This is a genomic window from Metallosphaera javensis (ex Sakai et al. 2022), from assembly GCA_021654415.1.
GTDB lineage: Archaea > Thermoproteota > Thermoprotei_A > Sulfolobales > Sulfolobaceae > Metallosphaera > Metallosphaera javensis.
Genome location: AP024487.1, coordinates 1,414,611 through 1,436,047, shown reverse-complemented (window position 1 = coordinate 1,436,047; position 21,437 = coordinate 1,414,611). Strand labels below are relative to the sequence as shown.

General features: G+C 46.3%; 20 protein-coding genes. 10 read left to right on the top strand and 10 right to left on the bottom strand.

Annotated elements, in window-relative coordinates; translation table 11 throughout:
• Positions 1-205: 205 nt before the first annotated feature.
• The gene (locus tag QVC96_RS08350) at positions 206-436 is read left to right on the top strand and encodes a HypC/HybG/HupF family hydrogenase formation chaperone (protein ID WP_287688887.1); all 231 of its coding nucleotides are present in this window, start codon (positions 206-208) and stop codon (positions 434-436) included.
• Positions 429-668, top strand: coding sequence for a HypC/HybG/HupF family hydrogenase formation chaperone (locus QVC96_RS08345; RefSeq protein ID WP_287688886.1), 240 nt, complete (start codon positions 429-431; stop codon positions 666-668). Before QVC96_RS08350 ends, QVC96_RS08345 begins: the two co-directional genes overlap by 8 nt.
• On the opposite strand, the gene QVC96_RS08340 is transcribed toward QVC96_RS08345, so the two are convergent.
• The 4 genes from QVC96_RS08340 to QVC96_RS08325 all read right to left on the bottom strand — a co-directional run bounded on the left by QVC96_RS08340 (position 660) and on the right by QVC96_RS08325 (position 4,924).
• Positions 660-1,181: a hydrogenase maturation protease gene (locus QVC96_RS08340; RefSeq protein WP_287688885.1), complete on the bottom strand. Its 522-nt coding sequence runs from the start codon at positions 1,179-1,181 to the stop codon at positions 660-662. The genes QVC96_RS08345 and QVC96_RS08340 overlap by 9 nt on opposite strands.
• Positions 1,182-1,206: 25 nt before the next feature.
• On the bottom strand, positions 1,207-3,474 hold the full coding sequence (hypF, locus tag QVC96_RS08335) for a carbamoyltransferase HypF (RefSeq protein ID WP_287688884.1): 2,268 nt from the start codon (positions 3,472-3,474) through the stop codon (positions 1,207-1,209).
• A gap of 303 nt (positions 3,475-3,777) precedes the next feature.
• Positions 3,778-4,521, bottom strand: a complete 744-nt coding sequence (locus QVC96_RS08330) for a P-loop NTPase (protein ID WP_287688883.1) — start codon at positions 4,519-4,521, stop codon at positions 3,778-3,780.
• Positions 4,496-4,924, bottom strand: a complete 429-nt coding sequence (locus QVC96_RS08325; RefSeq protein ID WP_287688882.1) for a hydrogenase maturation nickel metallochaperone HypA — start codon at positions 4,922-4,924, stop codon at positions 4,496-4,498. Before QVC96_RS08325 ends, QVC96_RS08330 begins: the two co-directional genes overlap by 26 nt.
• Positions 4,925-5,181: 257 nt before the next feature.
• Here QVC96_RS08325 and glgX point away from each other — a divergent pair, with 257 nt between their 5' ends.
• Positions 5,182-7,323, top strand: coding sequence for a glycogen debranching protein GlgX (gene glgX / locus QVC96_RS08320; protein WP_287688881.1), 2,142 nt, complete (start codon positions 5,182-5,184; stop codon positions 7,321-7,323).
• Positions 7,320-9,482 (top strand): malto-oligosyltrehalose synthase, encoded by a 2,163-nt coding sequence (locus QVC96_RS08315; RefSeq protein WP_287688880.1) that lies wholly within the window; start codon positions 7,320-7,322, stop codon positions 9,480-9,482. The genes glgX and QVC96_RS08315 overlap by 4 nt, the downstream gene beginning before the upstream one ends.
• 148 nt (positions 9,483-9,630) lie before the next feature.
• On the opposite strand, the gene QVC96_RS08310 is transcribed toward QVC96_RS08315, so the two are convergent.
• Entirely contained in the window at positions 9,631-10,026 is a 396-nt protein-coding gene (locus QVC96_RS08310) for a type II toxin-antitoxin system VapC family toxin (RefSeq protein ID WP_238027428.1), read from the bottom strand.
• Positions 10,023-10,271: a VapB-type antitoxin gene (locus QVC96_RS08305; protein ID WP_238027429.1), complete on the bottom strand. Its 249-nt coding sequence runs from the start codon at positions 10,269-10,271 to the stop codon at positions 10,023-10,025. The genes QVC96_RS08310 and QVC96_RS08305 overlap by 4 nt, the downstream gene beginning before the upstream one ends.
• Positions 10,272-10,728: 457 nt before the next feature.
• Here QVC96_RS08305 and malA point away from each other — a divergent pair, with 457 nt between their 5' ends.
• Entirely contained in the window at positions 10,729-12,726 is a 1,998-nt protein-coding gene (malA, locus tag QVC96_RS08300) for an alpha-glucosidase MalA (RefSeq protein WP_287688879.1), read from the top strand.
• Between the two features lie 435 nt (positions 12,727-13,161).
• Here the strand turns inward: malA and QVC96_RS08295 are convergent, their stop codons facing one another.
• Positions 13,162-13,845 carry a class I SAM-dependent DNA methyltransferase gene (locus tag QVC96_RS08295; protein WP_287688878.1) on the bottom strand — a complete coding sequence of 228 codons (684 nt, stop codon included), beginning with the start codon at positions 13,843-13,845 and terminating at the stop codon, positions 13,162-13,164.
• 193 nt (positions 13,846-14,038) lie between these two features.
• Here QVC96_RS08295 and QVC96_RS08290 point away from each other — a divergent pair, with 193 nt between their 5' ends.
• Together QVC96_RS08290 and QVC96_RS08285 are read left to right on the top strand one after the other, a co-directional pair.
• Entirely contained in the window at positions 14,039-14,287 is a 249-nt protein-coding gene (locus QVC96_RS08290; RefSeq protein WP_287688877.1) for a VapB-type antitoxin, read from the top strand.
• Positions 14,269-14,643 (top strand): type II toxin-antitoxin system VapC family toxin, encoded by a 375-nt coding sequence (locus QVC96_RS08285; protein ID WP_287688876.1) that lies wholly within the window; start codon positions 14,269-14,271, stop codon positions 14,641-14,643. Before QVC96_RS08290 ends, QVC96_RS08285 begins: the two co-directional genes overlap by 19 nt.
• Before the next feature lie 3 nt (positions 14,644-14,646).
• Here QVC96_RS08285 and QVC96_RS08280 read toward each other — a convergent pair whose 3' ends face one another.
• A complete protein-coding gene (locus QVC96_RS08280; RefSeq protein WP_287688875.1) occupies positions 14,647-16,080 on the bottom strand; it encodes an MFS transporter in 1,434 nt (477 codons plus the stop codon).
• 408 nt (positions 16,081-16,488) lie between these two features.
• Here QVC96_RS08280 and thiC point away from each other — a divergent pair, with 408 nt between their 5' ends.
• The gene (gene thiC / locus QVC96_RS08275) at positions 16,489-17,790 is read left to right on the top strand and encodes a phosphomethylpyrimidine synthase ThiC (protein ID WP_287688874.1); all 1,302 of its coding nucleotides are present in this window, start codon (positions 16,489-16,491) and stop codon (positions 17,788-17,790) included.
• A gap of 29 nt (positions 17,791-17,819) precedes the next feature.
• On the opposite strand, the gene QVC96_RS08270 is transcribed toward thiC, so the two are convergent.
• On the bottom strand, positions 17,820-18,806 hold the full coding sequence (locus QVC96_RS08270; RefSeq protein WP_287688873.1) for an alcohol dehydrogenase catalytic domain-containing protein: 987 nt from the start codon (positions 18,804-18,806) through the stop codon (positions 17,820-17,822).
• 218 nt (positions 18,807-19,024) lie between these two features.
• Between QVC96_RS08270 and QVC96_RS08265 the strand changes: the two genes are divergently transcribed.
• Together QVC96_RS08265 and QVC96_RS08260 are read left to right on the top strand one after the other, a co-directional pair.
• On the top strand, positions 19,025-19,438 hold the full coding sequence (locus tag QVC96_RS08265) for a hypothetical protein (RefSeq protein WP_238026919.1): 414 nt from the start codon (positions 19,025-19,027) through the stop codon (positions 19,436-19,438).
• 68 nt (positions 19,439-19,506) lie between these two features.
• Entirely contained in the window at positions 19,507-20,337 is an 831-nt protein-coding gene (locus tag QVC96_RS08260) for a cation diffusion facilitator family transporter (protein WP_287688872.1), read from the top strand.
• Between the two features lie 97 nt (positions 20,338-20,434).
• On the opposite strand, the gene QVC96_RS08255 is transcribed toward QVC96_RS08260, so the two are convergent.
• Complete coding sequence (locus QVC96_RS08255; RefSeq protein WP_287688871.1) at positions 20,435-21,400, bottom strand: DUF973 family protein; 966 nt, start codon at positions 21,398-21,400, stop codon at positions 20,435-20,437.
• Positions 21,401-21,437: the final 37 nt, after the last annotated feature.

Here is a 21,437-nt window from a genome sequence, read left to right as displayed (position 1 = left end):
TTTATCTTGAACGTTCTAGGGAAATAACCTTTTGAAAGAGGATGTAAAGAACTGAATACAATATCATGACAAGACTACAGGTTGGTAACCCTAACCTTTTCCAGTAATAATCTTATGATAGGATCTCACAATCAATCTAAGGAACCGTGGGTGCAACTGTTAGCCTCAAGGAAAGCTTTTATCTTAAAGCGACATATATTTATTGATGTGCTTAAGCTTTCCAGCTAGGATAATACAGGTTGCGGATCCCATAGCATTCGTGGATTATGGGAATAGCATCATCGAACCGGTTTTACTCAATGGCTTCGAGGATCTTAAAGAAGGTGACTATGTAGTAGTTAGCTACGGGATGATAATGGAAAAAATAAGTGAAGAGGAGTTTAAGGAGATACTCAAATATGAAGAGGAGTTAGCGAGAGTTGTGCAAAATGTCTGAATATGACCCCTACGATATGGCAGTGGTTGGTGTAGTAGTGGAAGTCAGAGGCGGAACTGCACTAGTTGATTTTGGAGGAATCAGAAGAGAAATAGAATTGGGACTGGTTGATGCCAAGAAAGGAGATCTAGTTCTAGTTCACGGAGGATATGCTATAAAAAAGATAAATCCAGCTAAGATAGAAGAAAATCTCCTTTCGGTTCTCAACCAACTAAATAGGGAATTAGATTAAACCTTCTACCTTGCTCAGGAGTTTGGCCCTAGCTTTCTCAACATCTATTTTCACATTAAACCTTGAGCCTAACCTTGCAATTTCGTCCAAAGCCTTCAAGCAGTTGACGATCATATCCTTTGAAAGACCAACTCTAACTTCCACACTAATCGGTCTGCATCCCACTATCAGGACTTGAGGCTTTCTTTCCCCCAATCTTAGAAAGTTAACTATATCCATGATTCCCAGTCCATGTGATCCCCCCAATATGAGGGACAGAACCTCTTCGCCTACACCGTCTGAACTAATCTCTCCAGTGACCTCTATTACCTTTACGTCCTCGCTAATGGCAGCGGCGTCAACAACTATAATCACATCAAAATTTTCTAGGTAATCAGTGAGCGGAAGGCCACCCGTTCCAATGTCGACCACGTCTGCTCCGTCAACACAGTCCCTTAACACCTCTGCCATAACGCTCCCGCATCCATCATCCCCCATGAATATGTTTCCAACTCCAGCTATGAGTACTCTCACACATTATAAAACTCACATAGGCTAATTAGCTCTGCTGGGAAAGTAGTAAATAATGGGCCTGACCTAAGGCTATTCCCCCATCATTAGATGGAACTCTCCTCGGTGTAATTACTTCTATACCTTCCGAGTTTTCCTTTAATCCCTTTAGAATATACTCGTTCACAGCGGCACCGCCTGAGAAAAGGATAAGTTGAGGATTTAGCTTTAGCGCCGCCTTAGCTAGGGCTTCGCCTAGCCTATATTGCACGGTCAGCGCAATATCGTTCACTTTTCCTTGCTCCGAGAGAAGCCATCTGAACGCTTCAGAAGTGTCTATCTCATTTCCCACAACTGGTATGTTTAAGTCCAAGAGTCTTCCTCCTCTGGCCGATGCCTCCAACATTATTGCCGGTTCGCCCTCATACCTTCTCTGATCACATACGCCTAGAAAGGCTGAAACGGAGTCTAGAAATCTACCAGTACTGGAGGTATATATTCTATTCACTCTTAAGGAGCTTCTTAACATCGCTATCTCATTCTCGTTCAGACCAGCCGTCTTCCCTGCTTCTTCTAATGACATGATTTGGGAAAGAAATATGGCCAACATCCTTCTGGGCTTCAGTGCGTTGACGTCACCTCCTGGATACGGAACGTATTTCAGATGATAGGCCCTTTCATATTCGTCTCCGGCGAATCGTAAAATCTCGCCTCCCCATGCATTACCGTCATCTCCATATCCAACGCCATCTATTGCAATTGCTACTCCCTCATCCAAGCCGTGATCCGCAGCAACACTTAGGACATGAGCAAAATGATGCTGCACTTCAACCATCTCCATGGGGAACTTCTCTAACATTTTTTGAGCAATCTGTCTACTCTGATAGCTTGGATTCTTGTCCACTAAGACAGCCCTAGGCCTCACGTTATACGTATCCATGAGGAAGTTTAACATCTTTTCCATTTCGCGAAGGTTTTCTAACCTGTCAGTATCACCCACGTACTGAGTGAGTATGACCTTATCGTCAAACATGACTGCACCAGCATTTTGAAGCTCCGCACCTAGGGCTATGGCAGGACCTTTGAACTTACCCTTCATCCTTATCCAGAGCGGAGCGTAACCCCTACCCCTTCTCAGGATATGAAAACGATCTCCTGTGAACTTGATCACGCTATCGTCTACCCTGTTTACTATATCCCTGTCGTGATAGAGTAAGTAATCCACTATTCCGTTAAGTTTTTCCTTTACGCAAGACTCGGTGACGCACATGGGATAGCCATGCTTGTTGGCACTCGTCATTATTAGTGTGTTACCCTTAACCTCGCTAAGTAACATGTAATGTAGAGGTGTATAGTATAGGAAGAATCCCTCTCTGTCTAGCCCAGGCGATACATATCTAGAAATGGGTGAATCCTCCCTTTTCCTGAGGAGGACTATGGGCCTCTCAGGCGACTCTAGGATGTCCCTTTCCACTGGAGACATTTCAGCGAAATTCGATATTACGTCGCTTGAGATAGACATTATGGCGAAGGGCTTTGATGGTCTTCCCTTCCTGGCCCTTAGCATTAGCACGATATCATCGTTGAAAGGATCACATGCTATATGGAATCCCCCTATTCCCTTGATGGCAATTATTTTGCCTTCTGCTAGGAGTTTTCCAGTTAACGCTATGGGATCCCCATCTAAGCGATTGCCATATAAGTCCTCGAGATAGAGCCTAGGTCCACATTTAGGGCAACTTATTCCTTGAGCATCAAATCTCCTTTCATTATCTGGATCACTGTATTCCTGGGCGCATTCGTCACATAATGGGAACTTACTCATTGCAGTGTTTTCCCTATCATAGGGAACTTTCATCATCATGGAAAACCTAGGACCGCAGTTTACACAACTGTTAAACGGATACCTATACCTCCTGTTTCTTGAATCAAGCACCTCCCTCATGCAATCCGAACAAACTGAAAAATCTGGGGGGATCTGACTAGCTTCGTATCTTATAACTTCACTCTTCAATATTTTAAAATTCTCAAGGATTTCTCCATCAAAAGGCGTTATTGTAACCTGTTCCAACCTGGACATAGGAGGTAGGTTAAGGAAGAATAATGAGAAAAATCTCGATATATTTTCTGAATTGCCTTGAATCACAATCTCAACTTCGCTCCCGCTCAGGTTTCTTACGAATCCTCGGACACCACTCTTCAATGCAATCCTAAATACAAATGGTCTGAATCCTACTCCTTGGACAATCCCCGAAGCTGTTAATCTAAACGATTTCACATTAGATTGTATATTTGTGGAAGATAATATAATCAGCATTAAATCGTGAGAAGATCAACTGGATATATCACGCCCGAGGATAGTGTATGGAGTTACTGTAATTAAGGCCCTATAAGCTCTACCAAATATTAAATTGAAAACTCGACGTGTCGCTTAACAATACTCCATACACTGGCCCGAGGATGTCAAAATGGGAGAGTTGGAAGAGCAGATAAGGGCTCTAAGCCAAACCGGAATCTCTGAGGAAGGAGACAACTACCTGATTATCTCTGATTATCTAAGCGACTAAAGCCTGAATTGCAAAATTGAGTAATGTTCCAACTAGTTGCTGATGATTTTGATTTAACGCATTCTTTCATTTATTATTGAACTCAACTTGTACATTTCATCTAAGAGGTTTCCCCTGTATTCCTGGATTTTTCCCACGAACCGATTAAGAGTCTCGTCCATGGGTAGTTCCACTATTTGGAGTCCCCTTCTACTAACCTGTTCATTTAAACTTCCAAATGGTCTTATTACTTCTGAGCCACATTTCATGAACGACATGTTCACAATTAGTAATGGGTTTTTTCCCTTTTCTTCGAGGTACTTCAACAGATATTCCACAACCCTAACCGAAAGCGTTGAGGGATTGGTTACAACTAGCGGAAGGAAATCCGTAACCTTCTCCAGCACTAGTATCTCGTCGCCCAAGCCGGGTGGTAAGTCGAAGACAATTACATCCTCCTTTATAGCTCCGGTACCCAACAGGGACTCCATCACTCTTTCTTGATTTCTTCCCGGTAATATCACTGTTCTGCCCTTCACTACCCCACCTAGGGTTAACAATTTTAACTTTTGAGCAATGCGAAATGGTATTATACCCTCTTTACTTACCTCATGAAGTACCCCGTCGTAACCAAATAACTTTGGAAGAGCCATTGTATGAATATCTAGATCAACTAGTAAGGTGTCATGATCCCTCGAGAGTGCAATAGCTAATAGGGAGGAAATAACGCTCTTGCCAACACCTCCCTTAGCGCTCATGACCGCTATCGTCTTTTTACCTTGGAATTTTTTCCTAGCTAGGTTTAACAGTGGATTCAATCTCAACCCTCTCCACAACTATATCATCATTGCCTGAAATGTCATGTGAACCGCAATGGGGACACGTCAGAAATGAAGGGCCTAACATGGGAATTAGATGAAGGGGGTACTCCTCACCGAACTCAGACCTCAAATCATCAACTTGAGACTTTATATCGTTTAAGTGAAAGACGAATCCGCATCTCTGACACGTGAAACTAGGTTCCCTGATGTTAACTTCCAATCGTGAATCACTCAAACTGGTATTTTTCTTAAGCTCGTCAAATGCCTCAATTAAGATCTCTACGTCCAAGAAGGATATACGTGGAACTCCTAAAACTATCTTAGAGACTCGTCCCTCCCTCCCTTCCATCATATCTTCCACAGTGCGTACTACGGCATCTGCTATAGACCACTCATGCATTATAGATCTTTAAGTTGAATAACCTATAATATTTTCCTTATCTCCTAAGAGCTGATGAGACCTTTAGATCGCTAGTACTTGTGTAAGTTTTTACCTAGTGCTCTCTGAACGGTGCCCATGTCAGAGGATAAAAATTAATCAAAACTACTAGAGTACTTAGGGCATCCGTTAAATTCTCCTAACATTAAAACTCTCAGTCAGTAATATTAAGTTGAATAACCTGAAAAAGTTTTTTTCATGGAACTATTACTGCTATTATGCACCTAAAGGCTAGGGATAGACCCTTAAGACCGGGGGATTCGTTTCCCCTTGGCTCAAACTGGATTGAGGATGATGACGGAGTAAATTTCTCCATATTCTCAGAGAACGCAGAGAAGGTAGAATTGGTTCTCTACGCCCCCAATCAAAAGTATCCAAAGGAGGTGATTGAGGTTAGAAACAGGACTGCCGACATATGGCACGTTTTCGTTCCTGGCGTTAGGCCCGGTCAACTCTACGGTTACAGGGTTCATGGTCCATACAAGCCGGAGATGGGACTCAGGTTCAATCCCCACAAACTCCTGCTCGATCCGTACGCCAAGGCCATCAGTGGCCACCCCAGGTGGGACGATTCGCTCTTTGGCTACAAGATAGGCGATCAAGGTCAGGATATGTCCTTTGACGAGCGGGATTCAGGGGAGTTCATGCCCAAGAGCGTTGTTATAAATCCATTCTTTGAATGGAGTGACGAGAACTTCGTCAGGAGGAGGATTCAGATCAAGGATATGGTGATATATGAGGCCCACGTGAAGGGAATTACAAAATTAAGATCTGATATACCTGAAAACCTCAGGGGGACTTACTCAGGGCTTTTCTCAAGGCAAATGATAGACTATTTCAAGGATCTGGGAATCACGACCCTGGAGTTGATGCCCGTACACCACTTCATAGATCAACGTTTCCTGGTGGAAAGGGGACTGGCTAACTACTGGGGCTATGATCCAATCAACTATTTCTCGCCCGAGTGCCGTTACTCCAGCATGGGATGTGAGGGAGGGCAGGTTCTGGAATTCAAGAGGATGGTTAATGAACTTCACAATGCTGGAATCGAAGTATTCGTGGACGTGGTATACAACCACACCGCTGAGGGAAACCATCTGGGACCAACCATGAGCTTCAAGGGGATAGATAACTTGGCATACTACATGTTACAGCCTGATAACAAGAGGTACTATCTAGATTTCACGGGAACGGGAAACACCCTTAACCTGAGTCATCCCCGGGTATTGCAGATGGTCCTTGACAGTTTAAGGTACTGGGTCCTTGAGATGCACGTGGACGGGTTCAGATTCGACCTTGCAGCCGCCCTAGCTAGGGAACTATATAACGTGAACATGCTAAACACTTTCTTTATAGCTATTCAACAGGATCCGGTCCTGTCCCAGGTGAAGCTGATTGCTGAACCCTGGGATGTGGGACCCGGGGGATATCAGGTGGGTAACTTTCCCCATCTATGGGCCGAGTGGAACGGAAAGTACAGGGACGCCGTGAGGCGGTTCTGGAGAGGAGAGGCCATACCCTATTCCGAGATCGCCAACAGGCTACTGGGCTCCCCGGACATCTATCTGGGCAATAACAAGACCCCATTCGCCAGCATAAACTACATCACGTCGCACGACGGTTTCACACTGGAGGATCTGGTTAGCTATGATCAGAAGCATAATGAGGCCAATGGCTTCAACAATCAGGACGGGACAAATGATAACTTTAGCTGGAACTGTGGAGTTGAAGGACAAACAAATGATCCCAACGTGATTGCCTGTAGGGAAAGGCAGAAGAGGAACTTCGTGATAACTCTCATGATAAGTCAGGGAGTGCCCATGCTACTGGGAGGAGATGAACTCAGCAGAACGCAGAGGGGAAACAATAACGCCTTCTGCCAAGATAACGAAATAAGCTGGTACGACTGGAACCTGGACGAAAGAAGAATAAGGTTTCAGGATTTCGTAACGAAGATGGTGAAATTCTACCTGGCGCACCCCATCTTCAGGAGAGGAAGATATTTCCAGGGGAAGAAGCTTCACGGTCTTCCCCTCAAGGACGTCATTTTCCTAACAACGGAGGGAAAGGAGGTGGACGAGAAGGCGTGGAGCTCACCCACCCAGACCGTCATCTTTGTGCTAGAGGGGAGCGTGATGGATGAGGTGAATAAGTTTGGGGAAAGGATAGCGGACGATACGTTTCTGATTGTTCTCAACGCGAATCCCAACCCGGTGAGGATGAAACCACCTGCTGGGAAATGGGAGCTTGTGGTGGCTTCCCTTCTCAGGGATCCCAAGCCCGAAGAGCTCAGTCTGGATGGAAAGGAACTGGAGATTGAGGGAAGGACTGCCCTGATCTACAGGAGGACAGAGCTATGATAGTGGGAACATACAGGTTACAGCTCAACAGGGACTTCAACTTCGAAAAGGTGATGGGATACCTGGATTATTTCCGGGAACTGGGAGTGTCCCATCTTTACCTTTCACCAGTTCTCAAGGCAAGACCCTCAAGTAGCCATGGATACGATGTCGTGGACCACACCAGGGTGAGCGAGGAGCTTGGAGGAGAGGAGCAGTACAGGAAACTGATTGAGGAAGCCAGAAGGAGATCCCTTGGGGTAATTCAGGATATAGTTCCCAATCACATGGCCGTTCACGATCAGAACTGGAGACTGATGGATCTGCTCAAGAAATGGAAGGAGAGCAGGTATTACGACTACTTTGATCACTATGATGACGACAAGCTGATCCTGCCCCTCCTGGAAGACGATCTGGAAAAGGTGGTGGCTCAGGGAAAGATTAAGGTCACGAGTGACGGGGTGGAGTACGCAGGCCTGAGGTTCCCCCTCAATGAGGAGGGGAGGCGTTATGTGGAGAACCGCTGTCCAGACGGAAGTTGCCTCGACCACAGGGAGATCATGCACGTTATTTCACTTCAGAATTACTCCCTTGTTTCGTGGAGGGAAAGTCCAAACTACAGAAGATTCTTTGCCGTCAACGATCTCATAGCTATCAGGGTGGAACTGGACCACGTGTTTGAGGAATCTCACTCCTACATCCTGGGCTTTCCAGTGGACGGCTTCAGGATAGATCATGTGGATGGGCTCCTCGATCCTGAGGGATACATTAGAAGGGTTAGGGAAAGGGTGGGGAACAAGCTGATCTACGTTGAAAAGATACTGCAACTCAAGGAGAAGTTACCTGACTGGGAAGTGGAGGGAACAACTGGATACGATTTCATGAACTATGTCAATCTCCTTCTAGTTGACAACATGAAGGAAATGGTAAGGATATACGAGAATTTTCTTGGGAAAATGTCCAACGTGAGTGAGGTGGTGAAAGAGAGCAAAAGGCTAGTAGCAAATACCCTCTTCAGGAAAGACCTTGAGAGATTATCAAGTCTTCTTAATGTGGAGCTGAACTATCTCGTAGATTTCCTTGTCTGCCTCAGAGTGTACAGGACTTACACTGGAGAGGAAAAGGAGATAGAGGAGTGCGACAGGGAAGGGAGGATTCCGCGGGAGAGGATGAAGAGATTGCAGCAATATATGCCTGCGATCTTCGCCAAGGGATACGAGGATACTGCTCTCTTCAGATACAATGCCCTGATCTCCCTGAACGAGGTTGGGAGCGATCTCTCCACGATGTCCCTCTCCATGGAGGAGTTCCATGAGTTTAACCTGAAGCGTAAACCCACTTCATTGAATGCCACGTCCACTCACGACAGCAAGTTCAGTGAGGACGTTAGGGCAAGGATATCGGTGCTCTCGGAGATTCCCGAGACCTGGGAGGAGAGGGTGAGGTGTTGGCACGATCTCCTCAAACCCAAGATAGATAAGAACGACGAGTATAGAGTGTACCAGACCTTCGTGGGTAGCTACGAGGATAGCCCGGATTACGGGGAGAGGCTAAGAGCCCACGTGATTAAGGCGTTGAGGGAGGCCAAGGTTCATACCACGTGGGAAAATCCAAACCTGGAATACGAGGAGAGAGCAATTTCCCTGGTAAATGACATGTTACATGACAGGTCCTTCCTCGAGGATTTTCGGGAATTCTTAAGGATGGTGGAAGAACCAGGATATAAGAAGTCGCTAATTACTATAGCCTTGAAGATGCTCTCCCCCGGGGTACCAGATATTTATCAAGGAACTGAGGTTTGGAGATTTCTCCTCACTGATCCTGACAACAGGAGACCGGTGGACTTCGAGCGACTGTCACATGTTATGAAACAACTTCCGGAGACACTGGATCTGGAGGTATCTGACGAAAGGGTCAAGATGTGGTTTACCAGGAAGCTGTTGAGGATAAGGAGACAAGGATTGGGCGAGTATAAACCCTTGGAACACGGATTCAGCAGGGGTAACGTGATTTTGCTCTTCTCCCCAAGGACCAAGAAAGTTCCACGTGGCAGGGTGGATCTCAAGGATAACTACGTGAACTTGGTCAATGGTAATAGAACAAGGGTTGCGGAACTTGAGGAATTAGAGAAGTATGGAATACTAGTGCTAGCAAGGAGAGAAGCTGGTAATACCGAGTAATATCTCTGGACTGGTAGAGAAGCCACAAATAATCCTTCCTGGATGATCGAGCCTGGTTCTCACGCTCTTAATGCGTCTAGATGAAATATCTCAGTTCGGTTCACAGTCATTCACAATCATGCTCTGATATCTTCATCCTAGAAACATTCTATCCAAATTCGTTAAGCTTCGTAAAGGCCTCCCTTAGCTCCTCATCCAACGTGATCATCTCCGCTCCGAGCAGATTCGAAATGATCAGATGTAATAAATCAAGGGTCTTCAGTTTTGCCCTCCATGCCAACTCCAATTTTCTGAAGACTAGGTTAAAATCAACATCCACGAGAGACACATCTCCCCTTCTTAACAGATACTTTACAAGTGCCTTCCCCTCAAGCTCTCCAACCCTCCTAGAAAATACCGAGTAAAGCTCTGCCAGAGTTAGGGAACTTATTACCTTCTCGCTACCTGGATTCAGGCTTGATATTATCTCAACAGCTTTTTTGTGATTGGGATCGCCTTCCAGCGCGTACGCAACCAGCACGCTCGTATCAATGTAATATCTCATTCCCTCTCCCTGATCAATTCCTCTGAGGTGGGGACTTTGATGTTTCGTGGGAGGCCTTCCTTCAACCATCTCTCTGCCAGCTCATTAGCCCTTCTTTCCTCCTCTATCACACGGATTACTTCTCTCAATCCCTTCTCCATGACCAGGTTAAAGGCCTCATTCTTGGAATTTACGATTCCAAGTTTAACCATTTCCTCCGCAAGTTCGTAAATCTCGTCCTTAACCTTAATCGTTACTGTTCTCATATGAGTAGTAAAGATGAGGTAAGATATAAGTAATGCGGAGATATCACGTAGGTAATATCACTGTTACGAATCACTTAGGGCTTGCTGTTTAACGTTCTATTGTCCGTAACGTAAAATACGGAACGTGATGTCATAGATTACAGGCCTATGTTGTAATAAGTACGAACTTTAAACTTTTGAAAAATTTATTATCTGTATAGCATCTAACTAGGGTACTATCTATCCATGCGCTAGGTTTTCATAAAGTCTTTTTCTAATAATTTAAGATGCTACTTCAAACTAAGTCTATCCATAACTTTCATAATAAAGAGAAGAAGTCAAGAATTCGAATTAGAAGTCATTAATGAGAGTATACACACCACATTTAGAACTAATAGCTCGATACTCGTACTTAATCAGATTGATTTACTTTGCCTATGACCAGAAAGTTCAAGATCTTCCTCCAACCATATCTCCCATGATAAGGGTTTTTGAGAAAGAAGGAATCTACCAGTTTCTGATAAACGACCCGTTTCCTCCAGTAGACTTTCAATTCCAGGGTAAGGCCAGCGATAGGACACTAAAGGATTTCGATCTCAGGCTGGAGGAAGGAGAAGGTCTAATCATCGTGAAGTCCCTGGACATCAGGGACCACATTCTAGGCCTTGGCGAGAAGGCTTTTGAACTTGATAGAAAACGCGGAAGGTACGTGATGTATAATGTGGATGCTGGGGCCTATCAGAGGTACTCCGATCCCCTTTACGTGAATATTCCCTTCCTCATCGTGGTTAGAATGGGAATTGCCACGGGTTACTTTATGAACTCAGCCTCAAAACTGGTCTTTGACGTTGGCAGAGAGCACTACGACGAGATAAGGATAACAATCCCGGAGGACTCAATGGAGCTCTTTGTGTTTGAGGGACCTACCATAGAGAAGGTTATAGAGAGGTACTCCCTAGTCACGGGATTACCCTTTCTACCTCCTGAATGGGCCTTCGGCTACATGATATCCAGGTACTCCTATTTTCCTGACAGGCACATCATTGAACTTCTGGACCTCATGAAGGAGGAAGGGTTTCCTGTATCGGCAGTCTTCCTGGATATTGACTTCATGGACCAGTACAGGCTGTTCACGTGGCATCCAACCAGATTTCCCAACCCCAGGGAGTTCCTGGAACAGGCTCACTCCAGGGGAGTCAAGGTGATCACAATTGTGGACCACAGCGTGAGGGCTGACCAGAACTACGAGGTTTTCAGATCCGGGCTCGGTAACTACTGCGAGACGGAGAAGGGGGATCTTTTCGTGGGGAAACTGTGGCCCGGGTTCTGCGTTTACCCGGACTTCTTCCGTGAGGAGACGAGAAGGTGGTGGTCCGAGCTGGTGACAAGATGGGTGGAGCAGGGAGTTGACGGAATATGGCTTGACATGAATGAGCCCACTGACTTCACCACGCTTCACAGAATGAGGCAAATGAAGGACCTTCAACTGAGGGAAACCCCCTTCACTTACGTCTTTCCTGAAGGAGTTGTTCACAGGGTGAGAGGAAGGGTAGTAAAACATGAGAAGGTGAGGAACGCTTACCCCTATTACGAGGCCATGGCAACCTACGAGGGGGTAAGAAAGGCCAGGGAGGAGGTGTTTATCCTGAGCAGGTCAGGTTACGCGGGAATACAGAGGTTTGCAGGGTTGTGGACAGGGGACAACACCCCTTCCTGGGAACACCTCAAGCTACAGTTACAGCTTGTTCTGGGCCTCTCCCTAGCAGGAGTGCCCTACGTGGGGATAGATGTGGGTGGATTTCAGGGAAGAGAGTTTCCTGAAATAGATAACTCGCCTGAACTCCTCGTGAGGTTCTTTGAACTGGCCATGTTCTTTCCCTTCTTCAGAACTCACAAGAGCAAGGACGGTGTGGATAGCGAACCCATATTCCTTCCCAGTAAGTACAAGGAGAAGGTGAGGAGAGTGATAGAGACCAGGTTAAGGTTTCTTCCATACCTCTACTCCCTCGCGGAGGAGGCCCACAGGACAGGACATCCCATCATCAGGCCGTTGTTTTACGAGTTCCAGGAGGATGAGGACTCTTATAGGGTGGAGGACGAATACCTGGTGGGAAGAAGCCTACTTTATGCCCCTCTCATGGGAAGGGAGGACACCAGGGACGTGTATTTACCTGGAAAGTGGGCCAATTTCTGGACAGGGAAATCGGCGGAGGGATGGATCAAATCCACAGACGAATTGCCCATTTTCGTCAGGATGAACTCCATAATACCCCTCTCCAATAATGATCTCTTAGTCTTTGGAGATGGAGAGTTCCAGTATAAGGATATAAAGATAAGCAGTGAATCCAATAAGATAAGTCTATCAAGACCTTCGTACGTTGGGAAAGTCGTCTTGTTTTCTGGGAATGAATCAAAGCAGGTTAACGTTCATTCTATCACAAGCCTAGTAAAAATTGACCAAGTAACAGAAGCTTAAAGCAAGTTCATAAATGTATAGTGTCAATTCAAATAATCATCTCGTGTACGGAATATTCCTAGATGAGACCCTTAGTGTCGTGATAAAAACTTAATTTAAAAAACGATACAGGGCATCATTTAATAAATGCTTTCCTCAATTGGCATGTGGAGTAATTGGGAAAAATCACGTTAAGATACGGTTTAATTGAGCCGTGATATTGCGTTAAGCAAAGCTTAGTTTTCAGAAAATCCATACCTTATCTAGTTGGGTAAAAATACTATATTAGTAGAAGGCTTCAACGTTAAGATTGATATTCTTGTGGGTTTAGTCGTAATTTTTGTCCTACTTATTGTTGAATTTCAATGAGCTCCGTTCAATAAAGAATTTTATGAAACCATCCTAGCTTTAACACTTTTCTAGAGTTTATCCAGCCTCTAGATTAATTACTAGTACTCACAAAATATTTCTGGCCTTAATGCATAAGTAGTCTCCCCTATCATATCCTGGACTGGGCCTCTCCATCTCACTGTTGGAGTATTTGGGATGCCTCGTCAAGGTTTGCATTATCCCAATTTCTTCGAATCCTGCATTTCTTAACAATGACCTTACCTCGTCCACTGTTTGCCATTTGGCCTCCTTAACGAACTCCAGAGGATAGGGAAATTGGGGTGAGACGCCTTCAAGTTTCTCCCAACCCAGGATTGAGGCGAGTCTGTAAAGCAATCCATACGAACCTTCACCCGTCACCCAGCACAGTATGAGGTGGCCATTCTCTCGCAGGACTCTTTTGGCCTCGAGCAAAGCCCTCAATGGATCCTTAAGATAATGAATTACTCCATTCATGAGCACAGTATCATACTTTTCCTGAACGGGTAGTTCCTCGGCGTAACCCTTCCTCACGTTGAGTCCCCTGGCCTCGGCAATTCTCCCCATCTCCGAGGGCTCCACGCAGTCATTGATCACTATTCCCCTCTCTCTCAGTAGGGTCTCGAAGAGACCACTACCGCAACCCACGCTGAGCACTCTCCCCTCTCCCCTGAGCATTTCCTCCACGAGCAAAAGCTCTGACATTAACACGTTCCTGTTCTTGGTAAACCAGGAATCATATTCCTCAGCGAACTTGTCGAAACTTGACATGATATAAATTGGGTAATAACCAGGTTATAACCATTGTGTCATATTATTGGGACGGAAACTCAGATGGAGTAGTACGTACCCAACCAAGAGGCTGATACGGTGTGGATGTCCTGCATTTACGAGGTGAAGGTGAGATGGTTAACTTGTGAGGACAGGCTAATCCTTATATAATTAAATAATTACATGATTACATGTGGGTCACACTACCATATCGGTTAGGGAGGACACAAAGAGGAAGCTGGAGCTCATAAAAAGGAAGCTGGAGATTAGTGAGGGAAGGACCCTGAACTGGGACGATTTCTTCAGGGAATTGCTCAAGGATATGGACTCAGAGAAGGAATCCATTGTACTGAACGACGACGAGGCCAGGATCCTTCTAGAACTCACCAAAGAGGGAAGGAAGTCGTGGAGAGCGAGAAATGTTTGGACACGGACGCATTAATCCTTGTTTACAATAAGGGCCTCAAGGACAGGTTCGCAGGTAGTAACACCACTTGTATATCACTTTTTGAATTTTTGAGAGGTATTTCGTTTCTGGGAAAAGACGTTGAAGGGTTTAAGAGGGACGTAGAGGAGAACTTTCAGATCCTGTGTCTGGACAACGAATCCATCCTTATTGCCTCAAGGATTTACGCTGAGCTCCGCAAGGAGGGAAACCTGATTGACGATCCTGACCTGATCATAGGTAGCATCTGCATATCCCGGAGTATCACCCTCGTTACAAACAACGTCCGTCACTTTTCCAGATTGAGGAAATATGGACTGAAAATTGTTAAAGTGAGCGAGATACTATCCTGACGCTCACTTCGCCTCAGCAACCACCTCCTTCATGGGTTTGGCCTGGAACCTGTAGTTCTTCACCGTCATGGCTATCAGCAGGTTGAGGATAGCCATACCTATTCCCACGGTGAAGATCAGGTTGAAGGCCGTGGAACTCGGCAGAATCTCCACCATGTAGGTACCGTCGAAGGGCAGAACGAATGCCCCCTGGTAGCTGGACATTATTGAGGTGGTGATCACGGGACCCACCGCGCTCCCTATATTCCTGATGAGAGTGTTCATACCTATCCCCACACCCCTGTCCTCCGGGGGAAGGGAGACGGAGATCATGTTAACAATGGGTATCATGAGGCAAAGGAGGCCCACCATGCCCACCACGGTGTCCAGTGTAACGTCCAGGGGAGTTGCCCTGTTCACTATGAGGAGATAGAATCCCAGCATCATCACCAGGGAACCCGAGGCTATGATGGGCTTGGGACCAACCCTGTTTATCATTCTTCCAAGGAGGGGCCCGACCACGAACATGACCAGTGTTGAGGGGGCCAGTGTGAGACCGGCGGAGATTATATCCAGATCCAGCCCGAAGGGATGGGGCAACTGAGTGTAGTAGATGATCCCGTAAAACAGGGCCAGGATCATGATACCTGAGATCAATCCCGCAACGTTTGCAACCATCACGTTCCTTATCTTAAGGAGTCTCAGCTCGATGACAGGGTTCTTGACTCTCTGCTCATACCATCCAAAGAAACCCAGGAAGGCAATACCTGGAACCAGGAGGGAGAGCGATTGAATTGAGAACCAGCCCCAGCTGGACTCCTGCGTCAAGTAGATGAGAATGAGCGTGACCCCGGCAGTCAGGGTTCCGAACCCCACGTAGTCTATCACCGCCTTCTTCCTAACCCCTGTCTCTGGCACCAGTTTGATCGCGGCGAAGAGCAGGATCAAGGAGATTACGAAGGCTATGTGGAACGCGTACTGCCAGCCAAGGTCCTGGTCAATGAAAGCTCCTACCACGAGGCCCAGCGCGGTCCCAATCCCCATGGTACCGCTTATTATCCCCTGTGCGGTCGCTATCATTTCAGGTGGAAGGATGTCTGTAATGATTGCCAAACTCAGGGGGAACATGGCGAAGCCAAGTCCCTGAATCGCCCTGGCCGCAATAAGGAAATAGATGTTGGGGGAGAATCCTGCCATGACCACGGCGAAGGTGTAGAATACCATGGATAGGAGATACACTCTTCTTTTTCCGTAAAGGTCTCCAAGTTTACCAAATACAGGGGACACCACTGCCCCCACGATTGTGAATGCTGAGGTAACCCATGCCACCAGGGTCTCTGTTGTGCCAAAGTCCTGCTGAATCTTGGGGACAGCCGGAACTACCATGGTCTCAACGTAGTTAATTAGGAGGGAAACTGAAATCAGGATAATGAGAGTCTCCTGTGCTTTCTTATCCATAGGATTTGCCAGATGCTCACGTATTAATAGTTTTCGATATATCTTTTTGACAGGATGAGGGCGTGACAATGGAGAAAATAATTGTAAATTATGCTGAATAGAAAGTACGTAAACTAACTACCTGAAACAGGATCTTAAATGATCTGTTTCATCCTCTCTTCCTCTACTGGAAATTATAGGAACAAGGTAAAATTCCATTTATTGGCTCGATTCTCGTACTACAATTTATCATTGAGATATTTACATTTTCAACTCATGTAAAATCGCTTTACCAACCTCCATATCGTTCGCTGTCCAAAATGGAAAATGGACTAGTAGATTACCCTCGATCTTCATTCGGCTTGTTAACAGGAATAAATCAATCACTCGCCAACAATTCTTATAACCTAGTTTATAACCACTTTATATATGACACAAATTCTCCAAGCCAGAAGCGGTAATATCACGGAGGAAATGAGAAAGGTTTCGGAGATTGAGGGAATATCCCCTGAAAAGATAAGGGATAGGGTTGCCTCAGGGAGGATAGTAATTCTCAAAAATGTGATAAGGAATCTGAAAAGGTACACCGCCCTAGGAGAGGGACTTTCTACCAAGGTAAACGTGAACATTGGGGCGTCCACAGATCACTATAACGTGGAGGAGGAGCTTAGGAAGGTGGAAATAGCAAATAGGTATGGAGCTGACTCCATCATGGATCTCACGGACGGCGGTGACATAGACTCCCTGAGAAGGATGGTGATAGAGCGTGCTGAGATGCCCGTGGGAACGGTACCGATTTACCAGGTTTATTACGAAATGGTAACAAAGAGAAAGTATGTGATTGATTTCACGCCCGACGATCTGTTCAGAGTTATCAGGAGGCAACTAAGTGACGGCGTTGACTTCATCACGGTTCACACGGGAGTTACTTTAGACCTATCCAAGAAGCTGATGGAGAGGAAAAGAGTGGCGGGAGTTGTAAGTAGAGGTGGAACCATAATGGCTGCATGGTCCCTTCACAATCAGCAAGAGAACCCGCTTTACTCGGAATTTGACTACCTCCTGGAAATTGCAAGGGAATATGACGTCACCTTGAGCCTCGGAGATGCCCTCAGACCCGGTGGGATCGCAGATGCTCATGACGAATTTCAGGTTGCGGAACTTGTGAACAATGCCAGGTTGGCCAGAAGGGCAAAAGAGAAGGGAGTTCAAGTAATGATCGAGGGGCCAGGACATATGCCCCTGGATCAGATAGAGATGGATATTAGACTTGAGAAGGAACTTTCTGGAGGAGTTCCCTATTATGTGCTGGGGATACTACCCACTGATGTGGCAGCTGGTTACGATCATATAGCTGGAGCCATAGGAGGGGCTATAGCTTCGGCCCACGGTGCAGACATGCTGTGTTACCTGACCCCGGCTGAACACCTTTCCTTACCCACCCCCGAACAGGTAAAGGAGGGACTCATAGCGTTTAAGATAGCTGCCCATGTAGGGGACATAGTGAAGCTTGGGGAGAGGGCTAAGGAGAGAGACAGGGAGATGAGTCTAGCCAGGTCATCTCTCAACTGGTTAAAAATGTTCTCCCTTACCTTTGACCAGGAGAGGGCAAAGCAGATATATACGCAGTACAAGGAGAGGCCCCTGGGTTCCTGCACCATGTGTGGAGACCTCTGCGTTTACCTGGTTTTACCAAGAGTAACGGAGAAGTTGGAAAAAGGGAAATCGTAATAGCGCCGTTTGTTTCAAGACCTTTCCAACTAAATCTTCAGCATTATCCTTCCATCCCTGCCCTCCGAATTAAGTGCTCTGAGGGCCTCAGCTGCCTCCTCTAGAGGGTATTCCCTGTACACCTTTACCTTGCAATCTGAACACAACTCTACCAGTTCGTGGAGCTCTGCCCTGGTTCCACCTGTAGTTCCCATGATCTCAGCGTGTGCTGAATAGATTCCTGACAGGTTCACCTTGACCTCTGCTCCAGTCAAGGTGCCAAAGAGGACCAGTTTACCCTTTGCCCCCAGCACACTTATTGACGAGTCCCAGGCTGAGGCCCCTAGGGAGTTAATTACCACGTCGGCCATCCTTCCCTTCGTCGCCCTCTCCACCACTCCCCTCACGTTGGAGTAATCTGCAATCTCGTCAGCTCCGAAATCCTTAAGCCAAGATTTTCTGGATACCGCGACCACCTTTGCACCCATTTTCTTGGCCAGCTGAACCGCGAACATGCCTGTGTTCCCAGAGGCACCGAACACCACAACAACCTTACCAACTCCAACGCCCGCCTCCATTAACGCATGGTAGGGGGTGAGTGCCGCAACTGGCAAGCTCGCTGCCAGGGATGAATTCAGTCCCACTTTCACCACGTTTTTCTCTGGTACCAGCATCTTCTCAGCCCAGCCTCCCTGAGTCACCACGCTCATTATACCGCCGTTCCTGCACAGCATCTCATTGCCATGGAGACACATGTCGCAATTACCGTCGAATACCCTGTTATAGACCACCACCCTATCCCCGGGCTTCACGCTTTTCACGTGATCCCCCACCCTCTCCACTTCTCCGTAAATCTCCGCCCCTGGGATGTGTGGCATGGGCCTCACAGGTATTCCCACCACCACGAAGTAGTCTATGGGGTTTACCCCGGATTCCATTACCCTTATTACAACATCGTGTGATCCCGGTTCGGGATCCTTAACCTCACCTACCTTCAGGTTCTCCAATCCAGATTTCTCAAATAGAATAGCTTTCATAAGTAAAGTATTAGCTCGCTGAATAGTTAAAACTTTCCTTGCTATATTTGTTAATAACACTATTTTCCCAATCCAGTTATGAAGGGAAAGTGGCATAGCTCGGTTTATTGTGTATTTCACGTCAAAGGCTCCTTGAATACATAACAATTTAGTAGTCCGGGAAAGGTAACAGGTTCAATTTAACACGACCCTAAAAACCGTGATACATACACTAACTCATGAAAATGACAATACTCGTGGGGATAGTTCTGATAGTCTCCATCTCCGTAATCACGGCATTGCTCTTGACGCATCTACCCAACCGGGTTCCAGTTCCCTCGAACTCCACCCTCAACCTCAACGTGACCACTCTCGTTCCGGGAATTTACGCTCACAGTGGAGATGTCTGCCTTGTGTATTTTAGACCCTTTCAGACCGTGATAATAGAGGGTCAGAGTTATACCCCGGAGAATCAGGGACCTCCCAACGGGGTGTTCAAACTTCAGAATGAGACTCCCCTGGTTCTCAGGGGAAACATCACCATAGAGGTGGTTATAGACAACGTACCGCAGAACGTCACACTCCCTGTCTTCCTCGAGCCTGTGGGGGTGCAACCTCACGGCATATTAACACTGAACACAAATAAATCATGATTTATCTGGATTTTACAATTAGGATAACCCAAAAGAAAGTTTATATAATTTGAAACGAACTATGATTCATGAGAAGTCTTCTGGGATTCTGGTTAACCACAGGGTTTCTGCTGATTGTGTCCGTGATAGGGAGGAGTGCCACGCTCGGTTCAGAGGCCCTTCATTCCATACTGGATGCCCTTGTGGTCACCCTCACGTGGAGGGCATCCAAGATTCTGAATAGAAGGGACGGCAACTACACCTACGGAATGCATAGATTGGAGGTCCTATACTCTCTCCTGAACGTGATCACGGTTGTAGTTGGAGTGGTGATCGGTCTCGCGTTCTCAGTGACCCTTCTGGTTCTGGGTATTCGTGATGATCCCTGGATCGTTATCTTTGCATCCCTCATTGCTCTGGGATTCTCCCTCCTTTCCTCTACTGAGGGAGGGGACGAGATGAGGAAAGGGATTAAATTGCACGCCTTACTTGACTCGATTACGTTCGCTATGGGTGCACTGGTGGGTTTGATTGTTCTGATGACCGGTGTTCCCATATTGGATCCGCTGGGGTCCATGGCCATTCTGGGAGTTGTGGCATTAACCAGTCTCGGAAACGTGAAGGAGGGAATCTACACACTCATGGAGAGGTCGCCGGTGGACGTGAGCGAAGTGGAGAATACCCTGAGAACCGTTTACGGAACAGTTCACCACGTCCACGTATGGAACATATGCCCGCACATGAGGGTTGCCACGTTACACGTGAAGGAAAGCCCCGTGTTAACTCTCAATCAGATTGACGAGAAAAGGAGAGAGGTTGAGAAAATCCTGAAGGAGAAGTTTGAGATAACTCACGTGACTATCCAGTTTGAGTCCAAGGATGAGGTTGAGCAGGATACTAGGTTTACCCCCGAGAGCTAGGTGAGCTAGTGCGAAATTAATGCGAAATTAATGTAGCTTTACTGAGCTCGCCTTTTGTACGATCTAGTCCATGAGGAAGTATCTTGTAGAAAATCTGTTAGAGTATCACGTAGACCCTCAATGCGGAACCGTCCCCAAGGGTCAAATCCACGAAGTAGCTACCCTTGGTTAACTGAAGAGGACCAAAGTTCACCTCAATCACGTTCTGACCGGGACTCAAAATTGAGGGATAAATGGATTGCGCCCTAACCTGCTGATTGAATAATCCCAGCACGGCTGAAGTTATTGCCACGCTCTTAGGGGAATAGAGGGTGAACCTTGCCAGCCCGCTTGCCGAAAGAGATCCAAAGCCCACTTGATAAACTTGTTGAGGAGGTTGTTGAACCTGTTGAGGAATTTGAAAACCGGATCTCACCTTGTTAATCGCGTTGGAAAATCCGAAGTAGAGAAGAATGTATCCCACGAAATCCAAGAAGGGGATAATTTGGAGGATTGAACCTAGCTTAATGAGACCCTCCCCATATCTATTTCCAAGGCTATACTCACTTATAATTACCAGGATGAGCCCTGCGAAGCCTACTAGGGCAAAGACCAAGAGAACCAGGGCTAGCACTGCGAATAACACCAGGGTAGGAGATGGTATAGAGGATGCGGGTGGAGCGGACAATAGAAAGGGCAATTCCACAAACTCGAAAAATAGAATTAACGGAACCCCTATTAGAAGACCAATTATGGCAAACACGATCAAGATGGTGGCCCCTGTCACCCCATTCTTGGTGGGTATATTGATGGTGGATAGCCCCTTGAATCCCTGCCTGGCATAATAGAAAATCAAAAGTTGAATGGCCCCCGCCACCAGCTCGATTACTATGTCGGGTATTAACTGGAACCTAAGCATTCCAGGTGATGGGTGAACCTCACCCCTGTATGCCAGAGTTATGGGAAGGAACACTAAGTAATAGGTCACGGAATATACCACAACCATGACTGAACCAAGTATCCCGAGAAACGACGATGTCTTTAGCTTTGAAAGCGAGTCTATCTCAACCTGACTGAAACTCACAGTTAACTCTTTAGTTGAGATAATTTAAAATTTTTCA